20 protein-coding genes and 1 tRNA gene are annotated in these 22,116 nt (G+C 53.2%); 9 read left to right on the forward strand and 12 right to left on the reverse strand.

Annotation, left to right across the window (positions count from 1 at the left end; all coding sequences use genetic code 11):
• The first annotated feature begins 176 nt into the window (after positions 1-176).
• Positions 177-1,463, forward strand: a complete 1,287-nt coding sequence (locus C4J87_RS01520) for an OprD family porin (RefSeq protein WP_124365456.1) — start codon at positions 177-179, stop codon at positions 1,461-1,463.
• Between the two features lie 103 nt (positions 1,464-1,566).
• Here the strand turns inward: C4J87_RS01520 and C4J87_RS01525 are convergent, their stop codons facing one another.
• The 3 genes from C4J87_RS01525 to C4J87_RS01535 all read right to left on the reverse strand — a co-directional run bounded on the left by C4J87_RS01525 (position 1,567) and on the right by C4J87_RS01535 (position 4,580).
• Positions 1,567-2,565 (reverse strand): NADP-dependent oxidoreductase, encoded by a 999-nt coding sequence (locus C4J87_RS01525; protein ID WP_124365457.1) that lies wholly within the window; start codon positions 2,563-2,565, stop codon positions 1,567-1,569.
• Positions 2,566-2,624: 59 nt separating this feature from the next.
• On the reverse strand, positions 2,625-3,413 hold the full coding sequence (locus C4J87_RS01530) for an SDR family oxidoreductase (RefSeq protein WP_124365458.1): 789 nt from the start codon (positions 3,411-3,413) through the stop codon (positions 2,625-2,627).
• Positions 3,414-3,479: 66 nt separating this feature from the next.
• Positions 3,480-4,580: an alkene reductase gene (locus C4J87_RS01535; RefSeq protein WP_124365459.1), complete on the reverse strand. Its 1,101-nt coding sequence runs from the start codon at positions 4,578-4,580 to the stop codon at positions 3,480-3,482.
• A gap of 144 nt (positions 4,581-4,724) precedes the next feature.
• Between C4J87_RS01535 and C4J87_RS01540 the strand changes: the two genes are divergently transcribed.
• Positions 4,725-5,300, forward strand: a complete 576-nt coding sequence (locus tag C4J87_RS01540; RefSeq protein WP_124365460.1) for a TetR/AcrR family transcriptional regulator — start codon at positions 4,725-4,727, stop codon at positions 5,298-5,300.
• Positions 5,301-5,351: 51 nt separating this feature from the next.
• Here C4J87_RS01540 and C4J87_RS01545 read toward each other — a convergent pair whose 3' ends face one another.
• Positions 5,352-6,251, reverse strand: a complete 900-nt coding sequence (locus C4J87_RS01545; protein WP_124365461.1) for a LysR substrate-binding domain-containing protein — start codon at positions 6,249-6,251, stop codon at positions 5,352-5,354.
• 158 nt (positions 6,252-6,409) lie between these two features.
• On the opposite strand from C4J87_RS01545, the gene C4J87_RS01550 reads away from it, so the two are divergent.
• Positions 6,410-7,969 (forward strand): MFS transporter, encoded by a 1,560-nt coding sequence (locus C4J87_RS01550; protein ID WP_124365462.1) that lies wholly within the window; start codon positions 6,410-6,412, stop codon positions 7,967-7,969.
• Between the two features lie 225 nt (positions 7,970-8,194).
• Here C4J87_RS01550 and C4J87_RS01555 read toward each other — a convergent pair whose 3' ends face one another.
• The gene (locus C4J87_RS01555; RefSeq protein ID WP_124365463.1) at positions 8,195-9,352 is read right to left on the reverse strand and encodes an AAA family ATPase; all 1,158 of its coding nucleotides are present in this window, start codon (positions 9,350-9,352) and stop codon (positions 8,195-8,197) included.
• Between the two features lie 412 nt (positions 9,353-9,764).
• Positions 9,765-10,580: a hypothetical protein gene (locus tag C4J87_RS01560; protein WP_124365464.1), complete on the reverse strand. Its 816-nt coding sequence runs from the start codon at positions 10,578-10,580 to the stop codon at positions 9,765-9,767.
• 636 nt (positions 10,581-11,216) lie between these two features.
• On the opposite strand from C4J87_RS01560, the gene C4J87_RS01565 reads away from it, so the two are divergent.
• The 5 genes from C4J87_RS01565 to C4J87_RS01585 all read left to right on the forward strand — a co-directional run bounded on the left by C4J87_RS01565 (position 11,217) and on the right by C4J87_RS01585 (position 16,241).
• The gene (locus C4J87_RS01565) at positions 11,217-12,143 is read left to right on the forward strand and encodes a DUF5655 domain-containing protein (protein WP_124365465.1); all 927 of its coding nucleotides are present in this window, start codon (positions 11,217-11,219) and stop codon (positions 12,141-12,143) included.
• Positions 12,144-12,944, forward strand: a complete 801-nt coding sequence (locus tag C4J87_RS01570) for a hypothetical protein (RefSeq protein WP_124365466.1) — start codon at positions 12,144-12,146, stop codon at positions 12,942-12,944. It begins immediately after the preceding gene.
• Positions 12,935-13,528 (forward strand): hypothetical protein, encoded by a 594-nt coding sequence (locus tag C4J87_RS01575; RefSeq protein WP_124365467.1) that lies wholly within the window; start codon positions 12,935-12,937, stop codon positions 13,526-13,528. The genes C4J87_RS01570 and C4J87_RS01575 overlap by 10 nt, the downstream gene beginning before the upstream one ends.
• A gap of 507 nt (positions 13,529-14,035) precedes the next feature.
• Positions 14,036-15,067 carry a nucleoid-associated protein gene (locus tag C4J87_RS01580; RefSeq protein ID WP_124365468.1) on the forward strand — a complete coding sequence of 344 codons (1,032 nt, stop codon included), beginning with the start codon at positions 14,036-14,038 and terminating at the stop codon, positions 15,065-15,067.
• The gene (locus C4J87_RS01585; protein WP_124365469.1) at positions 15,048-16,241 is read left to right on the forward strand and encodes a hypothetical protein; all 1,194 of its coding nucleotides are present in this window, start codon (positions 15,048-15,050) and stop codon (positions 16,239-16,241) included. The genes C4J87_RS01580 and C4J87_RS01585 overlap by 20 nt, the downstream gene beginning before the upstream one ends.
• A 109-nt stretch (positions 16,242-16,350) precedes the next feature.
• Here C4J87_RS01585 and C4J87_RS01590 read toward each other — a convergent pair whose 3' ends face one another.
• A complete protein-coding gene (locus tag C4J87_RS01590) occupies positions 16,351-16,770 on the reverse strand; it encodes a hypothetical protein (protein WP_124365470.1) in 420 nt (139 codons plus the stop codon).
• A 1-nt stretch (position 16,771) separates the two neighbouring features.
• Positions 16,772-17,326, reverse strand: a complete 555-nt coding sequence (locus C4J87_RS01595) for a Panacea domain-containing protein (RefSeq protein ID WP_124365471.1) — start codon at positions 17,324-17,326, stop codon at positions 16,772-16,774.
• A gap of 653 nt (positions 17,327-17,979) precedes the next feature.
• Here C4J87_RS01595 and C4J87_RS01600 point away from each other — a divergent pair.
• On the forward strand, positions 17,980-18,159 hold the full coding sequence (locus tag C4J87_RS01600; protein WP_256679951.1) for a hypothetical protein: 180 nt from the start codon (positions 17,980-17,982) through the stop codon (positions 18,157-18,159).
• 374 nt (positions 18,160-18,533) lie between these two features.
• On the opposite strand, the gene C4J87_RS01610 is transcribed toward C4J87_RS01600, so the two are convergent.
• The 4 genes from C4J87_RS01610 to C4J87_RS01625 form a co-directional block, all read right to left on the reverse strand.
• A complete protein-coding gene (locus C4J87_RS01610) occupies positions 18,534-19,511 on the reverse strand; it encodes an integrase domain-containing protein (protein ID WP_124365473.1) in 978 nt (325 codons plus the stop codon).
• A 291-nt stretch (positions 19,512-19,802) separates the two neighbouring features.
• On the reverse strand, positions 19,803-20,072 hold the full coding sequence (locus tag C4J87_RS01615) for a hypothetical protein (RefSeq protein WP_256679953.1): 270 nt from the start codon (positions 20,070-20,072) through the stop codon (positions 19,803-19,805).
• A gap of 344 nt (positions 20,073-20,416) precedes the next feature.
• Positions 20,417-21,736, reverse strand: a complete 1,320-nt coding sequence (locus tag C4J87_RS01620) for an integrase arm-type DNA-binding domain-containing protein (RefSeq protein WP_124365474.1) — start codon at positions 21,734-21,736, stop codon at positions 20,417-20,419.
• A 163-nt stretch (positions 21,737-21,899) separates the two neighbouring features.
• Positions 21,900-21,975: transfer RNA gene (locus C4J87_RS01625), tRNA-Thr, on the reverse strand.
• Positions 21,976-22,116: the final 141 nt, after the last annotated feature.

The following is a 22,116-nucleotide window of genomic DNA, read 5'->3' on the forward strand; positions in this document are numbered from 1 at the left end:
GCATAGGATTGCGTCCAACGCCTGTGGCTAACAGCCATGACTCATCCAATAAGAAAAGGCCCGCGGCAGTTCAGTCGTCCGCGGGCCTTGTTTTTTCTGGAGAAAGTCGACACCAGAAAGCGATACGGGGCCTGGTGTCATAGCGCGTACTCAACCAGTAATAAGGAATATAAGAAATGTTGAAGCAACGGATGAGTCTGATCGCTCTGGGGATTTTGAGCGCATCGACAGCCATGGCGAACGACCAGGAGCAATCCAAGGGTTTCGTTGAAGACAGCCACCTGAACATCGCAGCACGCAACGCCTACATCAGCCGGGACTACAAAAACGGCAAGCAGGACAAGGCCGAGTGGGGCCAGGGTTTTATCGGCAAGTTCGAGTCCGGCTTCACCCAGGGCACTGTGGGCGTGGGTGTGGACGTGATTGGCCAATACGCTATCCGTCTGGACGGCGGCAAAGGTCGCAGCGGTGCGGGCGGTATCGACTTCTTCAAGCAAGGCGATAGCGGTGAAGCGGCCAACGATCTGGCCAAAGGTGGCGCAGCCGTCAAGGCGCGCATTTCCAACACCGTGATCAAATACGGTCAGCAGATGCCAGCCGTGCCTGTGTTGCAGTACGACAATTCGCGTTTATTGTCGGAAACCTACGAGGGCACCTCGATCGTTTCCAAGGAAATCGCCGGTCTGCAACTGGACGCCGGCCACTTCACCAAGGAAGCACGCAAGAGCGCCGAAGGCAGCGACAGCGGTGGCCTGAAAAGCATCAACTACATCGGCGGCAGCTACAAATTCACCGAAAGCCTGTCGGCAGCGTTGTATGCCTCCGACATGCAGGACGTGCTGAAGAAGCAATACGTCAACGTCAACTATGTGCTGGCGCTGCCAGAGAAACAGTCGCTGACCTTTGACTTCAACGGCTACAAAACCAAGCTGGACCGCAGCTTCGCCCTGGAAAACCAGAAAGACGCCGACGCGCGCGACAACAAAATCTGGAGCCTGGGCGCTACCTGGGCCGTTGGCGCGCACAGCTTCACTGTCGCTCACCAGCGCAGCACCGGTGACACCGGCTACCTGTACGGCGGCTACCGCAACGCTGGCGGCATCGGCGACGGCGGTAATACCATCCTGCTGGCCAACTCCTACTGGTCCGACTTCAACGGCAAGGACGAGCGCTCCTGGCAAGCGGGCTACGGCATCGACTTCACCACCTTCGGTGTACCGGGCCTGACCTACAACATTGCCTATGTACGCGGCACCAACATCGACGACGGCACTGGCCGTGGCGATGGCACCGAGCGTGAAATCTGGAACCAGTTCAAGTACGTGGTCCAGAGCGGCCCGGCCAAAGACCTGAGCCTGCGTGCTCGCGCCTCGTGGTTGCGCGTTTCCAACAACGCCAGCGAATACAACGTGGGCGGTAACGAAGTCCGCCTGTTCGCCGACTACCCGATCAATGTTTTCTGATTGATTGCAGGTCGCGCCTGATGCCAGGCGTAAAAAACCCCGACTGGTTCGGGGTTTTTTTTAGGGTGAAAATCAGCAGCGCCACCCTCGATAGTAAAAAAACCTATCGGAGCGTGATGGTCACCTTGCCTTTTGCTCTGCCCTGCTCGACGTACCGCAACGCCTCTGCGGTCGATGTAAACGGGAAAGAGCGATCAATGACCGGTCTGATGACGCCGGCCTCGATCAGCGAAGTGATTTCTTGCAGCTGTACCCCATCGGCATGCATGAACAAAAACGCATAGCTCACCCCCTGTTTGCGGGCTTTTCTGCGGATGCCGCTGCTGAGCAGGCGCATGACCTGCCCCAGTACCCATGGCAAGCCATGGGCTTGGGCAAATTGCGCGGTCGGCGGTCCCGACAGGGAAATTAGCTGGCCGCCAGGCTTGAGAACCTTGACCGATTTCTCCAGTACATCAGTGCCGAGGCTGTTCAACACCACGTCGAAATCGCGCAACTCGTTGGCAAAGTCCTGCTGTTTGTAATCGATGACCACGTCCGCCCCAAGTGCTTTCACCCATTCGACATTGGGCGTGCTGGTGGTGGTGGCAACGAAGGCGCCGAGGTGTTTGGCGAGCTGGATGGCAAGCGTGCCAACACCGCCGGAGCCGGCATGGATCAACACCGTCTGGCCTTTTTTCACCTGGGCGGTTTCAACCAGCGCCTGCCAGGCCGTCAAGGCGGCCAAGGGGATGGACGCCGCCTGGGCCATGTCGAGGTTCGACGGTTTCAGCGCCAGCGCGTCTTCGTTCACGGCGATCAGTTCAGCGAAGGTCCCGATCTGCGCGTCGGGAGGCCGAGCGTACACTTCGTCTCCCGGCTTGAATCGCGTCACCGCCGCACCCGTGCGAACCACCACGCCAGCCAGGTCATTGCCCAATATCAAGGGAAGTTTATAGGGCAGGATCAGTTTGAACGCCCCCGCCCTTATCTTCGAATCCAACGGGTTCACGCTCGTTGCATGCACTTGGACCAGCACGTCATGCACACCGACCGCAGGGTCGGGCACTTCGCCAATCATTCCGTTCTGCTTACCGTAGCGGTCGATAAAAAATGCTTTCATGGTGCAACTACTCTTGTCGGTGGAATGAGCGAGGCGCGGCCCCGGCAACGTCAAGCCGTTCAGGCTTGAGTCAAATAGCGCTGCGCCACCGTGGACTGCTTGATCTGCCCCAACAACCCCCCACGCGCGGCTTGCAGCGCATCCCAACGCTCGCCTTCCTGCAGCGCAGGAATAGTCACCAATTCGCGTCGGTCGAAACCAAGCAGTGCCGCATCGACCAACTCACCCACTTCCATGATTTCGCTCAGGGTGTTGATGTCGATACCGGCGCGGTCCCAAATCTCCGTGCGGGTGGCGGCGGGCAGTACGGCTTGTACGTAAACACCCTGGGGCGACAGTTCCAGGCTCAGGCCTTGGGAAAGGAACAGCACAAACGCCTTGGTCGCCCCATAGACCGACATGCCGAACTCAGGCGCCAGCCCCACCACCGAACCGATGTTGATGATAGCCCCGTCACCTGCTTTGGCCAGGCGTGGCGCGATGGCGCTTGCGAGCCGCACCAGCGCGGTGGTGTTGAGGGCCACCAACTGCGCAACGCTGTCGGTGCTTTGCTCGATGAACGTGCCGGATTGTGCGGCGCCGGCATTGTTGACGAGGATGCCGATGCGCGCGTCATCGCGCAGGCGCGCTTCAACGCTGTGCAGGTCGCTGAGTTGCGTCAGGTCGGCCTGAAGCACGTCAATGGCGACGTTGTGTTCGTCCTGCAACTTCGCGGCGAGCGTTTCCAGGCGCGCGTGGTCGCGGGCGACCAGCACCAGATCATGCCCGCGTTGGGCGAAACGCTCGGCGTACACCGCGCCGATGCCAGTGGAAGCGCCAGTGATGAGAACAGTAGGGCGGGTAGTCATGATGTCAGCTCTTTATCAGGGGTTGAGATTGAGGCACGCGTAGAACCAGGCTCGATCAGCCGACGCCTAGTTCGCGACAGCGCTTGATTCGGCAAGCGTCGGGTAGTCGATGTAACCTGCCGCACCGCCGCCATAGAGCGTGGCGGGGTCGAAGGCGGACAGTGGCGCGCCGGTCTTGAGCCGCTCTACCAGATCGGGGTTGCCGATAAATGGCCGACCAAAGGCGACCAGATCGGCCTTGTCATGCGCCACGCGTGCCTCGGCCAGGTCCAGGTCGTAGCCGTTGTTGGCGATGTAGGTGTTCTTGAAGCGCTGGCGCAAGGCCTCGAAATCAAAGGGCGCGACGTCCCGTGGGCCGCCGGTCGCGCCTTCGACGACGTGCAGATACACGATGTTCAGCGCATTGAGTTGGTCGACGACGTAATCGAACTGAGCTTGTGGATCGCTGCTCGATACACCATTGGCTGGCGACACAGGCGAAAGGCGAATGCCGGTGCGATCAGCACCAATCTGGTCGACCACGGCCGCCGTCACTTCCAGCAACAGACGCGCCCGGTTCGCGATCGAACCACCGTAGGCATCCGTACGCTGGTTGGCGCCGTCCTTGATGAACTGATCCAGCAGGTAGCCGTTTGCACCGTGGATTTCCACGCCGTCGAAGCCCGCCGCAATCGCGTTCGCCGCTGCCTGGCGGAAGTCGTTAACGATGCCTGGCAGTTCGTCAGCCTCCAGTGCACGCGGCTCTGAAACATCCTCGAAGCGGTTATTGACGAACACCTTGGTCGCGGCACGAAGCGCGGAAGGCGCGACCGGCGCTACGCCTTGCTGCTGCAGATCCACATGGGACACACGGCCCACATGCCACAGCTGCAGGAAAATTTTCCCACCCTTGGCGTGCACGGCATCGGTCACCGCGCGCCATCCGTCTATCTGCGGCTGCGTGTAAATGCCCGGGGTGTCTTGATAACCCTGACCCTGCTGCGAAATCTGCGAAGCTTCGGAAATCAACAAGCCCGCGCTGGCCCGTTGGCTGTAATAGGCAGCAGCAAACTCACTCGGCACAAAACCTTTGCTCGCGCGATTGCGCGTCAGTGGCGCGAGAACCACACGGTTCGCCAGCGTCAGGTTGCCAAGTGTGTAGGGAGTAAACAGATTCAGATCGCTCATGGATGTTGGTTCCGTGCCCGTGGGTAGAGGTCATGTCACTTGCGATTAGGATGATGATCGAAATCTAAACTGTCAACTGTTTTGATTATGAACGACATCTATGTATCATCAGCCCATGAATTCAGCGGTAGAGAGGTAGCGAACATGCGCGTGTCCAAGGCCCAGGCCCAAGCAAACCGGGAACACATCGTCGAAACGGCCTCAGTGGTGTTTCGCGAGCGCGGTTTCGACGGCGTCGGCGTGGCCGACCTGATGGCCGCCGCCGGCTTCACCCACGGCGGCTTCTACAAACATTTCGGTTCCAAGGCCGACCTGATGGCCGAAGCCTCGGCCAACAGCCTTGCCCGATCCCTCGCCGGCGCCGAAACATTGAGCGTGAAGGACTTCATCGACATGTACGTGTCCAGGGCCCATCGCGACAGCCGCGCCACGGGCTGCACCATGGCGGCGTTGTGCGGCGACGCGGCGCGTCAGTCGGGCGATTTGAAATCGACCTTCGCCGAAGGCATCGAGCACATGCTGCAAGCCCTCAGCGAAAAATACCCAACCGGACCGGATGCCGCGCCGGATGAGGCGAGGGTGAAAATGATCGATCTGCTGGCAAGGGCGGTGGGTGCGATTGTGCTGTCGCGCGCTTGTCCTGATGACTCGGCGTTGGCGGATGAGATTTTGGCGGTGTGTCGGGGGGAGATGACGGAGTCGTTGTCGGGTAAGGCTTAAAGAGGGTGGGGGGCTGCCGCGCTGTGCAGGCGCGCATTCCCCACACACCAGTCACTCGTTCAAGGCGCTGTTGAATAACTGGCTGTGCATAAAGTCTATGAAGACTCGCAGTCTCAACGAAAGATGTTTGCTGGAAGGCCACACCAGCCTGAATACCCCGGTATGGACCGTATAGTCCGCCAACACCTGAACCAATTCGCCGTTCTTGATCGACTGGGCCGTCATGAAGTCGGGCAGGCACGCAACTCCCAGGCCTGAGCGAGCCACATCGACAATCACCTCTGTCGTGTTGCACACCATGGTCTGAGGTAGCTCGAAATCCGGCTCCCCTGGTGCAATACGTAACGGCCAGGGCTCCACTTTTCCCGTCGAAGGAAACTTGTGCAACAGGCATGAATGCGTGGCGAGATCCGCTGGGTGTTTGGGTATACCGTACTGTGCGAGATAGTCCGCAGACGCCACGATCTGGAGCTGGAAGCATCCCAGTCGTTTGGAAATCAATCTCGAGTCAGTGGGCTCGCCTGTGCGTAATACGGCGTCAAACCCTTCCTCGATAACGTCGACCATGCGATCAGAAAAATCGATATCGAGTTCTATTTCGGGATAGGTGCGCATGAACTCGATGATGGCCGGCATGACGAGTCCGCTGACGAGAGGCAAGCTGATCCTCAATTTGCCCCGCGGTTTTTCACGCGCGTTGCTCAGCTCCATTTCTGCAGCTTCAAGCTCTGAAAGTATCCGTCGACAGCGTTCAAGAAACAGTGAGCCTTCCAGCGTCAGGGCGATACTTCGTGTATTGCGCTGGAAAAGGCGTACACCGAGCCTGTCCTCCAGCCGGCCAATACTTTTGCCGACGCCCGACGAAGAAATCCCCAGTCTTTTTCCCGCCTCGGTAAAGCTTCGAGTCTCAGCCACCAATACAAATAATGAAATGCTGCCAAGCGATTCCAATGGACGGACCTCACTGCGGACACCAGGGTCCGATATGTTCGGATTATAGGCCTGTTTTTGTTTGACGACGCAAGCCCTAACCTCTCGATGGGCCGATCACCGCAGACAACTGTGCGCGAGGGACCACACCTGCGCACGCCAATGAAGGAACCATTCAGATGAACTCAACATATAGCGCTCAGACGGCTCCCCCGTTATTGAAGTGGATACAGCTTTTTGCAGCTTGCCTGACAGGCGTGCTCATCCCGCTTTGCTTTACCGGGCCTGCCGTAGTGCTCTCGTCCATCAGCGCGGCCATGGGTGGCTCTGCTGTGGAGCTCAGTTGGGTGGTCAACGCTTATATCCTCGCCTATGGCAGCGCCATGATGGCGGCGGGAAGCCTGACGGATATCTATGGGCGTAAGCGGGTCTGGCTGATTGGCCTGGTCATCTTCGTGTTGTCTACCGTGGCTATTCCCTTTTCTTCGACTGTATTGCAGATCGATATCCTGCGCCTTGTGCAGGGGTTGGGCGGAGCAGCCGCATTCGCCGGCGCCATGTCGTCATTGGCTCAGGTATTCCATGGTGCAGAGCGCACTAAGGTATTCAGTCTGCTCGGTACGACTTTCGGCATTGGGCTAGCCTTCGGCCCACTGGCCGCCGGGGTGTTGGTCGACTCGGCAGGTTGGAAATGGACGTTCCACGCGACTGCATTAATAGGCATCGCGGGGTTCTTGCTCGTGTGCGTGAGTGCGACGGATTCCAAAGACCCGGCTAACAACGGTATGGACTGGCCAGGCGCTCTGAGTTTCACGGCCGCGCTGACGTTGTTCACTTATGGCATTCTCCTCGCGCCAGAGGATGGTTGGGCCAGCCCGGTCGTTTTGGGGAGTGTCGCCGCCGCGATCGTGCTGTTCATGATTTTCGTGATGATTGAGCGCCGTACCAGTAGCCCGATGCTCGACCTTTCGTTGTTCAAACAATCCAAATTCGTCGGCGTGCAGATCCTTGCAGCGAGCCCAGCATTCTTTTTCGTGGTCCTGATTATCATGCTGCCGGCGCGATTCATCGGGGTCGATGGGCTCAGTGCCATGCAAACCGGAAAGATGATGATTGCGTTGGCCGCGCCGTTGTTGTTTGTACCGTTCCTGGCGGCTCAGCTCGCGCGACACTACACCTCAGGGATGCTCTCGGCAGTCGGACTGGTGCTGGTGGCTGCCGGGTTGTTCTGGCTGGCCGTTGTGCTCGATAGCGGTGCCAGCAATGCCGTAATGCCCATGGCGCTGGTCGGCATCGGTATTGGCCTGCCGTGGGGGTTGATGGATGGCATGGCCGTCAGCGTGGTGGAAAAAGAACGTGCGGGTATGGCTACTGGCATTTTCAACGCAGTTCGCGTTTCCGCCGACGGGATAGCGATCGCCGTGGCCGGGGCATTACTGGCGACGTTCATTCAATGGGGATTGTTCGACGGCGTCACCCATTTTGCAGCGCATCAGATAATGGACGCCTCCAGCCGGGCAGCGCTCGGCGATTTGCAGAGCGCAGGCATTCAACTGCCAGGGCAGTCGGACCTGTTGCGCTTCGAGTACGCGAGTGCGTTTCGGCATCTGCTTTTCATCCTGGCTGCTGGCAGCGTGCTCACGGCCATTGCTGTGTACGCAACACTGGGTCGAGTCAGCGCGCATGATCATCAGCCGGTGGAAGCCGTTCGCCCGGTGATCGTCGGTGACGGCGAGTGATCGGGCGGACACGAACGGGCGACGATTCCAATCGAGCTCACCCGCCGTCGATGTTAGGTCTTGAGTAGGATCTATGTGCATCGAAAGTGTCGTATCGTAAAGGACAAAGCTGTCCGATATTTTCGTGGGGCGCAACGTAGATCACCGAGATATGAAGACCGAGCGCTTACTTGGTTGCGCCACGTTTCGCTTTAGAACTAAGACGACAAATTTCATTTTCTTATCCTACCGCCCCTCAATCAACGCCCGCTCCTCCAGCCAAATCTCCTGAACAAACTGATCCGTAATCGCGTAAATCCCATGCCCGCGCCGCATGATGATGTTCTCTGCCACCAGCGCAATCACAACGGGTTGAATTTCTTCAACCCGTACTTCGCGACCTACCGTTTTCGAATATTCAGCTGCTGCATCGGTAGAGAAAATCCCCCGAGCATCGCCTTCCGTAGCCGCGATCTTATTGAAAATCGCCTGAGCCAGGCTGCCCAGTTGTTCGACTTTTTCTAGCTCAATACTTGCCGCTGCTGATCGTAAAGTACTGGCAATCACGGGGAGGAAAAGATCAGGCTCACCGTCCTGCTGCAGTAACTGACGCAATGCCTTGAGCATTTCCTCAGGACGATTGCCCAAGGTATTGAAGGCTTCGATGGCGGCTTCAAGTGAGGGGAGCTTTTCCTTCTTCACCGTCATTGCCAGTCGGTTGAGCAGGAATTCAACGTAATCACCCTTTAGCAGTGGATACGCGGCCGAAGTCGCGCCGGAAAATGCTTGGTTACGTTTGGCGGTCAGCTCGCTTACTTGGGCCCTGTGGGAGCCCGTGCCGATAAAGAGGAAGTAGCCCGGTGTATTCGGACGTGGGTTGATTGCATCACGAGCAGCCTTGAGCGCCAGGAGCAGTTGGTTGCCATCATCGGAAGAAATGGCATGTTGCACCTCGTCGATAATCAGCACGAGATGGGTCTTCGCTTGGTCGACGACCTCTGTGAGCGCCTGCGCCAATGTGGGGCCGTCGGCGTTGCCGATGCTGTCGAGTTTGAAGCCGAACTTGAATCCTGCTGCGCCTAGATCGACATGGCTGACTCGCTTGAGCATTTCCAGGACTGAAGAGCCCGGCGTTTGCAGTTCTTTCAGGGTCTTGTGGATGGCGTTATGCACGAGCGTTGCCGGGTTGGCCAGCGTGTCGCTCCAGAGGTCGACGTAAATCACCAGTGCGCCTGCTGCTTCCAGGGCCGGGATGAGGTCGTTGCGCAAGAACGTCGTTTTACCTGTACGACGCAGGCCAGACAAAAATAGACCCGAGCGCAGACCTTCATCTAATACGCCTGGGTTAAGAAGCTGGTTTGCCATCGATTCAGCCAATTCAGGACGCTGAAATATGCTGCTCATGCAATTATCCCTTTTTATGGATAAGCCATAATTATTTCCGATTCATAATTTAGCATAAAGAGTGAAATCTGGAATCTGGGCGCGGAAAGAGGTGATTCAAAAGGAGGGAGGCTGGGGATGAATAGCCTTGAGATCAACCCTGCAGCAATGGTGAGGGTCGATAAAGTCTCGGCGCCTGTCGAACGAGCCTTGTCTGATTCAGAGCTGAAGCAATTCTGGAAGACGGTTGAGGATACTGACGGTATCGGTCCGGTTATGACACTGTTATTCAAGTCCGTCATATCAAAACTGAGCCGAGAGCATCCCCGTTCTGTGCCGTTTGATGGCCAGGGGAGCGCTTGTATTATCTTTAACGGGGCGAAGGTCAGCGAAGGGGCACTGCGGGCCCTGAGACCCGGTAACCAAGACAGGCTTACTCAAGAGCTTCAAGGTGGAGGCTTTTCGGGTACCGACGTCGAGAGCTGAGAGCATCAATAACCCACATGCAGAAAAAGCCAGCCAGAGCCCCGACCGCAGCGTAGGTCCCTGAATTTAAGCTTTGCTGCATATCAGAAAGAGAAAAAGAAGGGCTGTACATCGCGGTGAAAAAACCTGCTGAGCAAGCAAGGAATATGGAAACTGTGGAAACTACCTTTAATACTTTGTCTTTTCTCGCGTTCTTCTGAGGCTTTGGCCGCGTGAACTGACCAAGGTTGGTAAACCCTTTCGGCAGTCCTCGCAATGTTCCCTTGATACGTGGCTTCCGATCAGTGCTCGTATGCAGGATCTCAACCACCACGCCGTCATTGGCGTCCAGAAAATCGAACGTCAGCATCGCCTCATTAGCAGCTGTGCTTTCTGAGTGACAAATGCGAACGTCGTTTACCACACGACTTGTTTTCAGCACTGAAACCGACAGAATATCCCCATCAGTTCCGACCTGCAGGCGAAGCGGATCTTTAACGACAATATCCGTACCAGCGACCGTGTTTTCACCATTATTCCAGATGATAACTAAGGATTTTGTCAGGCGAGGAATGGCGATTCCGTTGTATCGGACGTCTATCAGGGGCGGCAGTGTGTCTGAAGCGCTGCCCAGCAGGTGCTCGCCTAGATGAACGTAGGCCATCGTAGTTCGTCTGCGGGACCGAACATAAGTGACATAGCCGAATATAAGCCCGCCAATGCCGAGCAGGCCGCCAATCCACCCCAGCCCTAAAACGCGCAACGCCTCATCAATCAATGGCACAGACGTCTCCTTGAGTGCTGGTAGTGCGAAAAACGCGGCCTTGTTACGTCGCTTGTTACGTCTAGCGCAAAAAACAAGGGCCTGCATCGCTGCAAGCCCTTGATTTATATGGTGCCGGCACCAGACGAACGGTATGTTTCGGAGAGGCCAAGTTTTCTGGGCATATGGATTTCGGTGGAAAATTCGGCGTACCCCAACTAGTAACTATAAATAAATCAGCTAGTTATGGCGCTCAGTGGAGTCGAACCGGGAACCTGCTATCAATGCTTGAAACGACTAGCATTACCTGTATCAAGGACCATATGAGCGGGTATTCTTTTGGTCGAATGCAAAGGTGGGCCTCCATGCTCTTCCACAGCATAATCATCCCCACCTGTTTCCCGGTGGCGCGTCCACTCGCCTTGGAAGTTGTTACAAAGATTTTCGCCTCGTGAACCAAAGATCACTGTCCGGCCACATCTGATCGGTCCGACCTGTTACGTTGTGACTACAACTAGTCCGAGTAGACGCATTGTTCGCTCAAGCTAATAACACAATCGATCAGCTCAAAGCGGTCCGCAGTACTCTGAGCTCTGCCGCAGCCAATGGCCAGATCGCTGTGCGCTGCCACATTAAGGATGAAGAGGAGCAGGGCGCATGAGCGATATTCAACTATTTCGACTGGACGCCAATGGTTGGGCCTGCGAGCTACCCGGTCGTGCAGCGGCGGTGGAAAAACAACTACAAAGCCTGATCGAGGCGCAGATGGAGTGTTTTCTCGGCGTGCGCTTTCTTGCAAGCGAGTACGCCACCGGCAAGACTCACAAGGGCCGTATCGATTCCATGGGGTTGGACGAGAACTTTTGCCCAGTAATCATCGAATACAAGCGCCACAGCAACGAGAATGTTATCAATCAGGGCCTATTCTACTTGGACTGGCTGCTCGACCACCAAGCGGAGTTCCGCTGGCTGGTGATGGAAAAACTCGGCAAAGACGCCGCCGAGCAGATTGAATGGAGTGGCACGCGTTTGCTATGCATCGCTGCCGACTTCACCCGTTACGATCAGCACGCTGTGCAACTAATCCAGCGCAATATCGAGCTGGTCCGTTATAAGCTGTTTGGTGATGACCTGTTGCTGCTGGAGCTTGTTAATGCGGTCAGTGTGGCCAAAGCAGTTGTTTCGACCAAGACGGGCGAGGTAGAACCGGGCAAGACAGCATCCGTAGGCAAGGATAAGACTTGGCAGGAACAGTTAAACCACGCCCCGCTGGAGATCGCTACGCTCTATGAGCAAACCACTAGCTACTTGCATTCCCTCGGCGACGATGTTCAGGAAAAGTCGCTGAAGCTCTATGTGGCTTTCCGCCGCCTAAAAAACTTCGCCAGCGTGGTGATCCAGCCTAAGCGCCTGCTGATATTTCTCAAGCTCAGTCCAGATTCTCTGGCGCTGGAAGAAGGCTTCAGCCGCGATGTGCGCAGTATTGGCCACTGGGGTACGGGCGATCTGGAACTAAGTCTGCGTGACGATGCGGATCTGGAAAAAGCCAAAGTGCTGATTGAGCGTAGTTACCAGGAGAACTAGATGTTGACGGCAATCCTGCATGGAAAGGCAGGGCGAGTAGAACTCGATGGGCAACCCATCAGCTGGCGTCAGTTATTTCGTAAGCGCGAGGACTTGCTTACGGCAGTGTTCTTTGGACGGCTGCCATATCTCTCAGATGCAGCGCAGGAACAAATACTGGCCATGCTCATCGGCAAAATGGCAGCCGAAGAGTTTGGCCAACTGCGGGATATACAGTTCTGGCCCAAGCTGGACGGGTTTGATGGGCGTAAATACGTCGAACCTGATGTTGTCATGGAGTTTGACCGGCACCTGTTGTTGGTTGAGGTGAAGCCTCCTTTCGGTGGGTCGCAATCATCTCAGCAATGGCGAAACGAGGTTCAGTCACTGCAGAGCGATAACGATGATGAAAAGCGTATCGTGCTACTTGCTCTGGGGCGCAACATGCCGGGTTGGCGAGCCATGGCGCAACAACTGGAAGATGAGTTCGAAGAGCTCAGCTTGCGGGTTTTCTGCTGTGAGTGGCGGGATCTGCTGACTGGTATTAGTCCTATGCTCAATGACGCCGAGGTACGCGACGCGCGCATTTTCAACGACTGGTTTGAGGCTTTCCACCTGTTTGGAATGGTCACAGCTACGGCGCCCTTCAGCGACCTTTTGCCGCTTTGCAGCTCAGCAGAAAGACTCAGTGAGAGCTTTGCTAGCCTGCTGGAATGGGGTCCTAAGGCAAATACCGAGCATAGAAACATTACCTATATCGATTGGACGTCCCTGCTACCTATTGTGCGGGAGCTCGAAAAGGAAGAGTTTCAATGGACATGAGCCGTGATCAAGCTGTTTCGCTGGTAAATCAGGTACAGCGTTCTCATCGCCTACTGGCTGGGTTTTATAAACGAATACTGCCCGCTTTGGATGACTTGGCCTCGAGTTTCGGCGCTAGCTTCTGGTACTGGGGGCCTATCAGTTTTGACCGCCCATGCAAGTCATCGACCAAACCGTCCAGCAAGTGGGCGTGGGACTTTCTACCCCTGATCGCCACACAGTTTGTGTACATACGCAGCGACGACGGCAACCAGGCTGCCATTGAGTTGCAATTGCGCACTGATCCTTCAGTGCTACCCGAGCTACGGCTGTATAAGGGGCAACCTAATCCGACCAATCTACCTGACGCGACGCCGGTACTGCGGATTTACCTGTACTGGCTGAAAGCTAATTCATCCGCTGATATCAAAAGCGAGTGGGAGCAAGCGGAACACCCGGCGGGAGAAGCCGATAGTATATCCACACTGACCGATGATATGGAGGGCACATGGTTGGAGGTGCCGCTGGCTAATTTCATTCTGGCTCCTCAGGATGCAGTTTCGCTGATTTCTAAGTTCATCGTTTTACCTGCCAGCAGCGCTTAATAGGAATAGTTTATAAGTCTCCATGAGAGGGCTCTTCGACGACGCGCCGAGTTCCCTCCGATTTTACCTTCTTGTACCCCGAAAATGACTATAAATGCGCCCGCTACCTATAGTTTTTATTAAAACCGAATTGTGGCGTGTCTAGTCGTCATAACGTAACGAACAGCCAGTTCAGATAATTGTATTATTTATCAAGATTCAATTAGTGAATAAGATTAAATAATAGTCGCGCCCGTAGATGGCGAGATGTCGATAATATACGCGATAAGTACATACGCTGATTTGCTAATCGGTAAAATTAATAATAAACGAAAGATTTTTTGTAGTGGGCGTAAAATAGTTTAATGCTATCGCTAGATGTCTTTCGGCTATAGCAGGAGACTATTGTGGAAAAGTGATTTTGATTGGAGTGATGTCATTTTGACATATTTAATTTGCTGAGGTAGACTTCAGCTTGTTCGTAGGAAAAAATTATTAATAATATTTTTGCCAAAGGGAATCGGGCGTATGGTTTCAGCTGCACCTATCAATGACATATTAAATGTCGTTATTCATGATTTGAACCGCGGCGAGAGTGGTTTTGAAATAGATCCTGGAGACTCTGCCTTAATTGTTACTCATACAATGCAGCGATTAGTTGATCAACTGTCTTTATTGTATGGGAAGCGTACAGGGAAGTCTCATGGTAGATTTGAAGCCGATATAGTGAATTTCCCTGTTCAGGTTCATCTGCGTGACTACTATATAAACAATTCAGTTAATTTCTATGACGCAACTTTAAATATGATGCGTATCCTTCGTTCCTGTGCGCAAGGCACCGCATCGACCGGAGGACATATATTTATTGCTCATATTCAGCGCGACTCTCGTGATTACATGTTGGTTGCGATGCTTAATGATGAGCTTGGTGCAGCAATTACCGGTGATAAAGACGTTGAAGATAGTGTTTATTTAGATGTCAAAGGCTTTAGGCTCGCAGGGCGTGTTGATCTTTCTCAGTGGGCTGTTGGAGGAGATAAATATCTCAGTTTTCTAAAGGGTAAGGGGCAAGATCGAGTATCAGATTATTTTAAGCAGTTCTTAGGTTGTGATAGCACAATAGCTGCGATTATCGAAACTCAAAATCTCATTGCTGCTTTAGAATCGTTTGCAGCGTCATCGGAAATGGATGAAGTCACGAAAGATGATTTTTTGAGGTCCGCATATACGATTTGCAAAAGATATGCTGATAATGACATCCCTTTTGAGGTTGAAGTATTTTCAAATGAGTTGTGGCCCCATGCACCTGAGGTTTTAGCCGAGAGCTTGGTTGAGGCGGATCTAAATATCTCCGATGGTTTTGTACCTGATAAAAGGCCATTGAAAAAGCTGGTAAAGTTTTTTGGTAAGACACCCAACTGGAAAATTGAGTTTGATCGTAAAGCTATCAGCCACGGTCAGATCGTATTTGATGCCGGCGCAGGCACGCTAACAATTTCTGATTTACCCTCCGATCTTTTATCGCGATTGACTGAAGAGTATGAAGAAGATGGGGCGTAGGGTTAAGTTTTCGGATCTGCTCGAAATATATAGAAGTGTAGGTTCTTTAGATAGCGGGGTTGGATTTCTAAATATAACGGAACAGCCATTATTAGACGCAATTAAACTGCTGGCGCATGAGGATAATGCAGACGATTCAGGAATAAGCATACTTTCAGGTGATCCCGATAGTCTGGAGGTTGGTCAGAAGATTAAGGTAGAAGTAACGCCTCCTCGTACTGGGTTAGGAGTGTTTGCGCTTGATTTTGATGATTATTTGAAAGCGCCTGAGGCAAAGCTATCCGAGCGAAATAATTATTATATACATGAATTGTCCTTTTTTTCGAAAGATGAAGACGTGCCTGTCGAAGTATTTAACTACAGGAAATTATTGATTTTCATTGAGTCGATTGGGGCTGCGGCACACTATCTAGACCATAGAAAAGAAGAGGCGGTATTTTTTAATTCTGGTCGATACGTGATACCGATAATCTATTCAAAGGCCGATATTTTAAGTGTGGATTCGCAAGTTTTAAGTGATTTGATAGAGTTCTGCCAGTCAGAACCTCACGCATCACAGAAGAAAGCAATTTTTACGGAGACGATTGTAAAGTTCACAACGGATCTGCCTGCACAATGTAGATTCAAGTATCTTATAAAAAATATAGCTTTGCTGTTGGAAACTCTAATCCTCGGCTATGATAGCTTTGCATCTAGTTTTACTTATGAGAAGGTTAGAGATGAACTAGAGTTGTTAAAGTTAGATATGACAATCAAGATTCATAAGGCTATATCAGATATTCAGGGGCAAATCCTGGGTATACCTGTAGCTACGGTTTTGGCCGTAAGCCAGATGAAAGAAACTAAGCTATTGGATGCCCAATTTATCTATAATACAGCGCTTATGCTTGGTGTGATTTTTTTTAGTGCGCTTATGATCGGCTTTATATGGAATCAAAAATTGACTCTTGATTCAATTGAAGAGGAGGTTGTTCGTTTAAGAGATAAATATAAGCAAAAGATGAGCAGCGCTCAGCCGGCGTTTGTTAATATTTTTAAAAGTTTGTGTGATAGGTTGGTTTTGCAGTATTTGGCGATATACTTGGTTTTGGCGCTGCTTTTAGTAGCGTTCAGTGCGTCATTGGTTTTTTACTTTGTGTTTACAGATCAAGCTCGAGATATTTTTAGATTTTGAATTTTTTCTAATCAAATATATAGAACTTTCGTGTTGGTTGGAGAGCGAATAACCATCTCATATATGCTTTCAAAAAACTGTAGTTGGTATGGTTAAAACTGGTGATCCGTTAATTTTGAGCTGGCGCTAGGCTGCTATCAATGATTGATTCTTGGTGCGAAGATATGTCGTCGCAACCTTTAGCGCAAAACTGTACATCTCTTGTAAATGTGTCGCCCAGCAGTCCAACCCTAAATACATTTCCAGATGTGATGCCGCCAATAAGTGCGTCCTCTTTAAGCTCGTAAAAGTCGCCCAAACAAATCCATGTGTTTAGAGGTAAGCAGCAAGACTTCGCCGGCAAGAAGAATGCAGGGTACTGATTGGCGCTTTGACATCCGAAATCATTTCGATAGCGATGCCCTTTAGATGTGGTTTTTGCTGCTAATACAGTGCCTTGAGCCTTGCCTAGGACAACTAAATATTTATCCTTAGTAGCTCCGTCGGCAAACATAAAAGATTTGTGCAAAAGTACCGTGCCTGCTTGCAAGTTATGTCCTTAATATAGTGAGCATCTCTTGTCGATCCGAGATTGACTCATTCATGAGATCAGCGTCTTGCTTACGCAGTGACATGTCATAAGGAATAGGTGCCTGCTTACGTTTTTCGACTTCGTATATTTGGTGCCAAGGTAAATTTTCTAGATGAGTACGCTCAACCATTTGTTCGGCTGTAGAATCTTTGAATTCGTTGGCCAGTTCACGCATGATTCTCAGTTCCCGCTTGGAAAAATAGGTACCGTCAAATGTGCTGGTAGCGTTGACGGCGAGCATCTCCCCAGCCTGAGTGCGGACCTTTTTAAACGTGCAATTTCCGTCCCAGTCTGCACTAGGATTAGGGAACTCGTTTTGGAGCTCTACGGGCACAGGACCCATTGGCCATGCGAAATACTCCAATCCAGTAACCGGTTTTCCGGTGTCTCGGAAATGAGTAAAGTCTAGGAAATACAAAAGCTTATAAAGCTTTGTTTTTCCAAGTTTTTTTGTGTGCAGGGCAAAAAACTTCACCGCTTCGATGAGTTTTTCGCGATTGTGTTCTATGAGCATGCCTATAGCATAGCTGATGACCCTCTCTTGCGGCTACAGCTTGCGTGAGTGTTTCTACAATCCTTCAGATAGGTCACCTAACCGTGACTGGTGGCTCCTTACGGCCAGGGAGCATGAGTATTCCTTGGTCTGGCCCAGAACGTCATTGACGGATTGCGGCCGCGTTGTCTGTTGAGACCGGTGCAGCAAGATCATGAGTCCGGTAAAAACAGAGATTTTATGATCTGGGTATACCTGTCGCCGCTCAGATACAGCCCCATAGGGTAAAGCACTATCACGTAAAAGAATTGTTACCAGTGATCATACGATGCTTGTCACGCAAATGGTGTACGAGAAGTTGCCGCATGACTGTGTAAAAAATTGGTGGAGCACGATAGGTATATGAATTTATATATGGAGTAGCTGTTCAGGCTACTCAAAAAATAATATGTACCGAGGATTGGATACATAATCTCACTGGTCCAGCGTTCGTATCAAATTTAAGGTGTATTTGTGTCTAGGTAGGCGATGAGGAAATTAACGAAGTTTTATTAGGTAGTTGGACTGCAACACGATCTATTTGCTTTTGTTTACAAATATCTTCCTGTGGATAGGATTTCCAAGCTACATTAGGGTGTGTGGCAGTTGGCTATTAATTTTTGAAAGGTGGTCGCATGGAGCATTACAAAAATCTCAGCGGTGTTTCAAATGTTGTGGCCTATGAGCTTGGTCAAGGCTCAATAATTGTCAGATTTGCATCTGGCGTATATCGAAACTACGTTTACAACTCATCAAGACCTGGGGCAGCTATGGTGAGCGAGATGCAGCGGTTGGCTGTTGCGGGCGAGGACTGAATAGCTACATAGGGCGTGTGGTTCGAAGCGGTTACGCAAGAAAATATTGAATGTTTTCAATAAAGAGCGGTCGTTCAGTTCGGTTCGCGGTTCAGAAATTTATTATGGTGGCAGCCATGATTTTCTAAGTCGTAGAGTAATTAGTTGAACGGTTAAACGGTAATAATAGCGCGTCTCTTCTGCTCGATCGTCCATCCTGTGATTCAGGAACCATACGAGATGCTTTTGCTTCCAGGTCCACGGATTGTCTCGCTGCCAGCGCTCAGAGATTGCGGTTTGGATAATCTTTGCCTGACGAAGGTGACGCTTGCGGGTTGCATTCGATCCGGTTAGCACACCAGACAGGAACAGCTCCATGTCGAATGGTTTGCTCATTAGTGTCCCCCAATGTACGCCGATACGACGTCGATGCGACCGTGCCCCAGTTCATGGCTTATTTGTAGCCGGGCTTGTAGATCAAGGGCTTGGTTTTGTCTGTAGTAATTACCACCATTGATAGGTGCAGAATGCCCGGTGATCTCCTCGTAACGTTCGCAAGCGTGGGCCGCACGTAGTTCGTGGAAGCCTTTCAGGTTGTGCTTATGCAGCATGTCCCGAGCGGGTCGGACGGTCTCGCGCGTGAACTCGGCATAGCTCTCTTCCGGAGTTAGCAGATTGCGGCTACCGTCAGGCGATACCTCTTGGGCAAATTTCAGCGCATCAAGGATGTGATCGTTTACTGCAATCCAGCGCGGTGCCGACGCGCCTGATCGACCTCCCTTGGTGCCGTCCTGAATGTTGATCTTGCCGTGTTTTTCGGCTTCGTATTGCAGTCTGGGTAGGTCAGCCAGAATGGCTTCGCGCAAACGCATTCCGGTTTCTCGCGCCAAGAGGGTAATGGCAGCGACTCGCGGCTTCTGATATTCACAGAGCACTTCAACGATCCGCTTCACTTGTTCGCGATCTTGGCCTTGCGGTGCCATGGTGCGGGCATTGGTGCGCTGCATGCCCAGTGCCTTGCTCGGGCTCTGCACTTTCACATACGGATCACCGCGAAGCGCTGCCATGGTCCTGTTCACACTGGACAACCGGTTTTGCGCGGTGGCGATACCGATAGCGCCTTGTTCAACTTGCTGACGCAGATGTCCGGCGTAGTCCAGCAAGGTCTGCCGATCAATTTGTCGCGCATCGTTAAACCCTGGCCCCTCCTCTGATCGACACCAGTGCACGAATGCCTGCCACCGATCACTGTGCGCTTTGACCGTGCCGTAATGCCCTCCGCCAAACAGATCGCGCAACGCCTGCGGCCCGGCATAGCTCAACTGCCGGCCATAGCCAAAATTTCGCCCGTTACGTTTACCTACTAATCCCATGATCAAACTCCTCTCGAAGCCAAACCGTTTGAAGCCTTTCCCCACGTCATCCCGCCGAGAATGTTGAGTGTTATCAGGGATCAAGGTCCCTGCGACCTGTGAGGGTTGTCCACTAACGCGGGACTGGCGGCTCTTTACGACCGGGAGCTTGGGCATCTCATGATCTGGCCTCCTGAACACTTCCGAAGAGGTGGGCGGGTGGAGGCTGCGCTGGCTGACGAGACCAATGCCGCGAGATCCTGAGTCGGGTGAAGGCAGTGAAGCGATGACCGGGGCATGCCTGACTGTCAGTCAGGTGCAGTCCATTCCGTGGGCTGCGGCACCATCATCTGCATCGCTGTTGCTGGTGACTTCGGTGTTTGTCACGCCGATTGTCATGAGGGGGAATGCCGCAACGCCTTGTACGAGTTGGGCTGCAGCAGCGGTAGGAGCGCCCGTCTCTTTCCAGAAGAAAGAGACGGGCGCAGATTGGCGCAGTGAAATGGCCAAGCGGATAGGTTGCTGCAGGGCAGCTGGGTAGGGGATGTATTTGCCGCAATGGCAATGATCTGAAGTAGGCATCCATCACTCGGCGAGTGATCGTGCGAGCCGCCGGACGCTAATCGCACTTTGGGAGAACCACCACGATGTGGCGTAGCCTCAAAGGTTCTGGCTACCTGGGTTGCTGTCGACGACAGCGCTTTGCCCGATCTTTTCTACGCCTGTGGATAATTCGGGTCAAGACTCCAATTTTCGGGAGTTCTGCGGCTGTGGATGAAATTATCCACCGGTGGAAATCAGTGGTTTTCCACAGACAGTTGCGTGGGCTTTAGATTTTTTAAATGAGGTCCATCCAAGCAGGGCGGCTTTGCAGCCCCGCTTGGATGGACCCGCGTGGAAGGGCGGACTGCGGGGATCTCATTGGCTTACCCACGTTTGGACGCACCACGGCTATTTTGTAGGGCGGTGATGTTGTTGCCGACTGGGTGAGCGAATTCGTGAGGCATTACATGGCCGCTGCGATTGGCATCAATGTAGTTGCTCCACCACGCCATGATCAGCCGGCGCTGCTCCAGAAATTCAGCTTTGTGGATATACGCGGCGCGCACACGGTTGCGTTCCTTGTGGCTCATTTGTCTTTCGATGGCTGCGTCGGTCCATAACCCGGACTCCAGCAGGGCGCTACAGGCCATGGTCCTGAAACCGTGGCCGCACACGTCCTTGCTGGTGTCATAGCCGACGTTGCGGAGCACAGTGTTCTCGGACATGGGCTTCCAGTACTTGTGGTCGCCCGGTAGCACCAACTCTGAAAAGCGACTCAGGCTGCGCAGACGCTCCAGTATTTCGATGACCTGCGGCGATAGCGGAACCATTTGAATGTCGCCGTTCATCTTGGTCCTGCGTGTGGAGTTGCGTACCCCTTCAATCGGTGCGCGTGTATCGGGGATTTCCCACATGGCGCGTTGGAGGTCGAACTCACTCCATCGAGCGAAGCGCAGTTCGCTGGAGCGGACGAATACATGCAACGTCAACAGGACGGCGAGGCGCGTCAGTTCGCGGCCGTTGTAGTTGTCGATACGGTGCAGCAGTTCGGGTAGGCGGTTGAGAGAGAGGGCTGGGCGATGGACTGTGCGCGGCGCGTGAAGCGAGCCTGCCAGATCCAGTGCAGGATTCATGGTGATCTGCCGAGCCCTTTTGGCCCCGCGCATGATGGTGGATAAGTAGTTCTGTACCCTTAACGCCACATCCATGGTGCCGCGTTCTTTGATGCGCTGGGTGATTTCTAGCAGGTCGTGGGTATCGAGTTCAGCGATGGGTCGTTGGCCGATCAGCGGGAAGACGTGGGTGCGCAGTCGGCTCATTACGGTTTTTGCATGGCCTTCGGTCCAGCGGCGGGACATGTCGGAGTGCCACTCCAGGGCAACGGTTTCGAAAAGCAGCGCGGCCCGCTGGGCTACGATCTTGGCCTTCTTTTTTTCTTCCATTGGGTCGAGGTTGTCGAGCAGCAACGCCTTGGCTTCGTCTCGCTTACGTCGTGCGACGGAAAGGGTAACGATGGGGTAATTGCCGATGATGAGCGTACCTTCCTTGCCGCTGGGCTTGGTGTACTTCAAGCGCCAGGTCTTCACGCCATTGGGTTTGACGAAAAGGTACATGCCGCCGCCGTCGAACAGCTTGTAGGCGCGTTCGCGGGTTTTGGCCGTGCGGCATTGCAGGTCGCTGAGGGGGATCGCTAGACGTGGCATAGGGGTACGCGCTCCTGACCGGGAAATCGCAGTACCCCTAACATACCCTCGGGGAAGGGGATTTTGTTGGATCCCGACAGAGGGTCCTGGAACGAAAAAACCCGCCAAAGGGCGGGTTTTCGGGGCTTCCAGAGCATTCAGTGGAATGCAATGGAGCCTAATTTGGTGCCGGCACCAGGAGTCGAACCCGGGACCTACTGATTACAAGTCAGTTGCTCTACCAACTGAGCTATACCGGCGTGTTAGGGCGACGATTATAGCGATTGAAAAGGTTCTGTAAACCCCTGAATTCTGACTATTTTTGCAAACACTGCGGTTTTTCGCAGTCGCCGTGTTTTTTGCCCAATGCCACTGCATGAAAGGTGCGTAGGCAACACTCA

Origin of the sequence: Pseudomonas sp. R1-43-08, from assembly GCF_003852255.1 — a bacterium.
Classification (GTDB): Bacteria; Pseudomonadota; Gammaproteobacteria; order Pseudomonadales; family Pseudomonadaceae; genus Aquipseudomonas.

What these genes read in the sequence shown, in the direction of transcription:
- C4J87_RS01520 (WP_124365456.1), top strand. Translation starts at nt 177, where the DNA reads ATGTTGAAGCAACGGATGAGTCTGATCGCTCTGGGGATTTTGAGCGCA.
- C4J87_RS01550 (WP_124365462.1), top strand. Translation starts at nt 6,410, where the DNA reads ATGAACTCAACATATAGCGCTCAGACGGCTCCCCCGTTATTGAAGTGG.
- C4J87_RS01595 (WP_124365471.1), bottom strand. Translation starts at nt 17,326, where the DNA reads ATGCTCATAGAACACAATCGCGAAAAACTCATCGAAGCGGTGAAGTTT.
- C4J87_RS01565 (WP_124365465.1), top strand. Translation starts at nt 11,217, where the DNA reads ATGAGCGATATTCAACTATTTCGACTGGACGCCAATGGTTGGGCCTGC.
- C4J87_RS01525 (WP_124365457.1), bottom strand. Translation starts at nt 2,565, where the DNA reads ATGAAAGCATTTTTTATCGACCGCTACGGTAAGCAGAACGGAATGATT.
- C4J87_RS01540 (WP_124365460.1), top strand. Translation starts at nt 4,725, where the DNA reads ATGCGCGTGTCCAAGGCCCAGGCCCAAGCAAACCGGGAACACATCGTC.
- C4J87_RS01570 (WP_124365466.1), top strand. Translation starts at nt 12,144, where the DNA reads ATGTTGACGGCAATCCTGCATGGAAAGGCAGGGCGAGTAGAACTCGAT.
- C4J87_RS01580 (WP_124365468.1), top strand. Translation starts at nt 14,036, where the DNA reads ATGGTTTCAGCTGCACCTATCAATGACATATTAAATGTCGTTATTCAT.
- C4J87_RS01600 (WP_256679951.1), top strand. Translation starts at nt 17,980, where the DNA reads ATGGAGCATTACAAAAATCTCAGCGGTGTTTCAAATGTTGTGGCCTAT.
- C4J87_RS01530 (WP_124365458.1), bottom strand. Translation starts at nt 3,413, where the DNA reads ATGACTACCCGCCCTACTGTTCTCATCACTGGCGCTTCCACTGGCATC.
- C4J87_RS01585 (WP_124365469.1), top strand. Translation starts at nt 15,048, where the DNA reads ATGAAGAAGATGGGGCGTAGGGTTAAGTTTTCGGATCTGCTCGAAATA.
- C4J87_RS01575 (WP_124365467.1), top strand. Translation starts at nt 12,935, where the DNA reads ATGGACATGAGCCGTGATCAAGCTGTTTCGCTGGTAAATCAGGTACAG.
- C4J87_RS01610 (WP_124365473.1), bottom strand. Translation starts at nt 19,511, where the DNA reads ATGGGATTAGTAGGTAAACGTAACGGGCGAAATTTTGGCTATGGCCGG.
- C4J87_RS01615 (WP_256679953.1), bottom strand. Translation starts at nt 20,072, where the DNA reads ATGCCTACTTCAGATCATTGCCATTGCGGCAAATACATCCCCTACCCA.
- C4J87_RS01535 (WP_124365459.1), bottom strand. Translation starts at nt 4,580, where the DNA reads ATGAGCGATCTGAATCTGTTTACTCCCTACACACTTGGCAACCTGACG.
- C4J87_RS01620 (WP_124365474.1), bottom strand. Translation starts at nt 21,736, where the DNA reads ATGCCACGTCTAGCGATCCCCCTCAGCGACCTGCAATGCCGCACGGCC.
- C4J87_RS01555 (WP_124365463.1), bottom strand. Translation starts at nt 9,352, where the DNA reads ATGAGCAGCATATTTCAGCGTCCTGAATTGGCTGAATCGATGGCAAAC.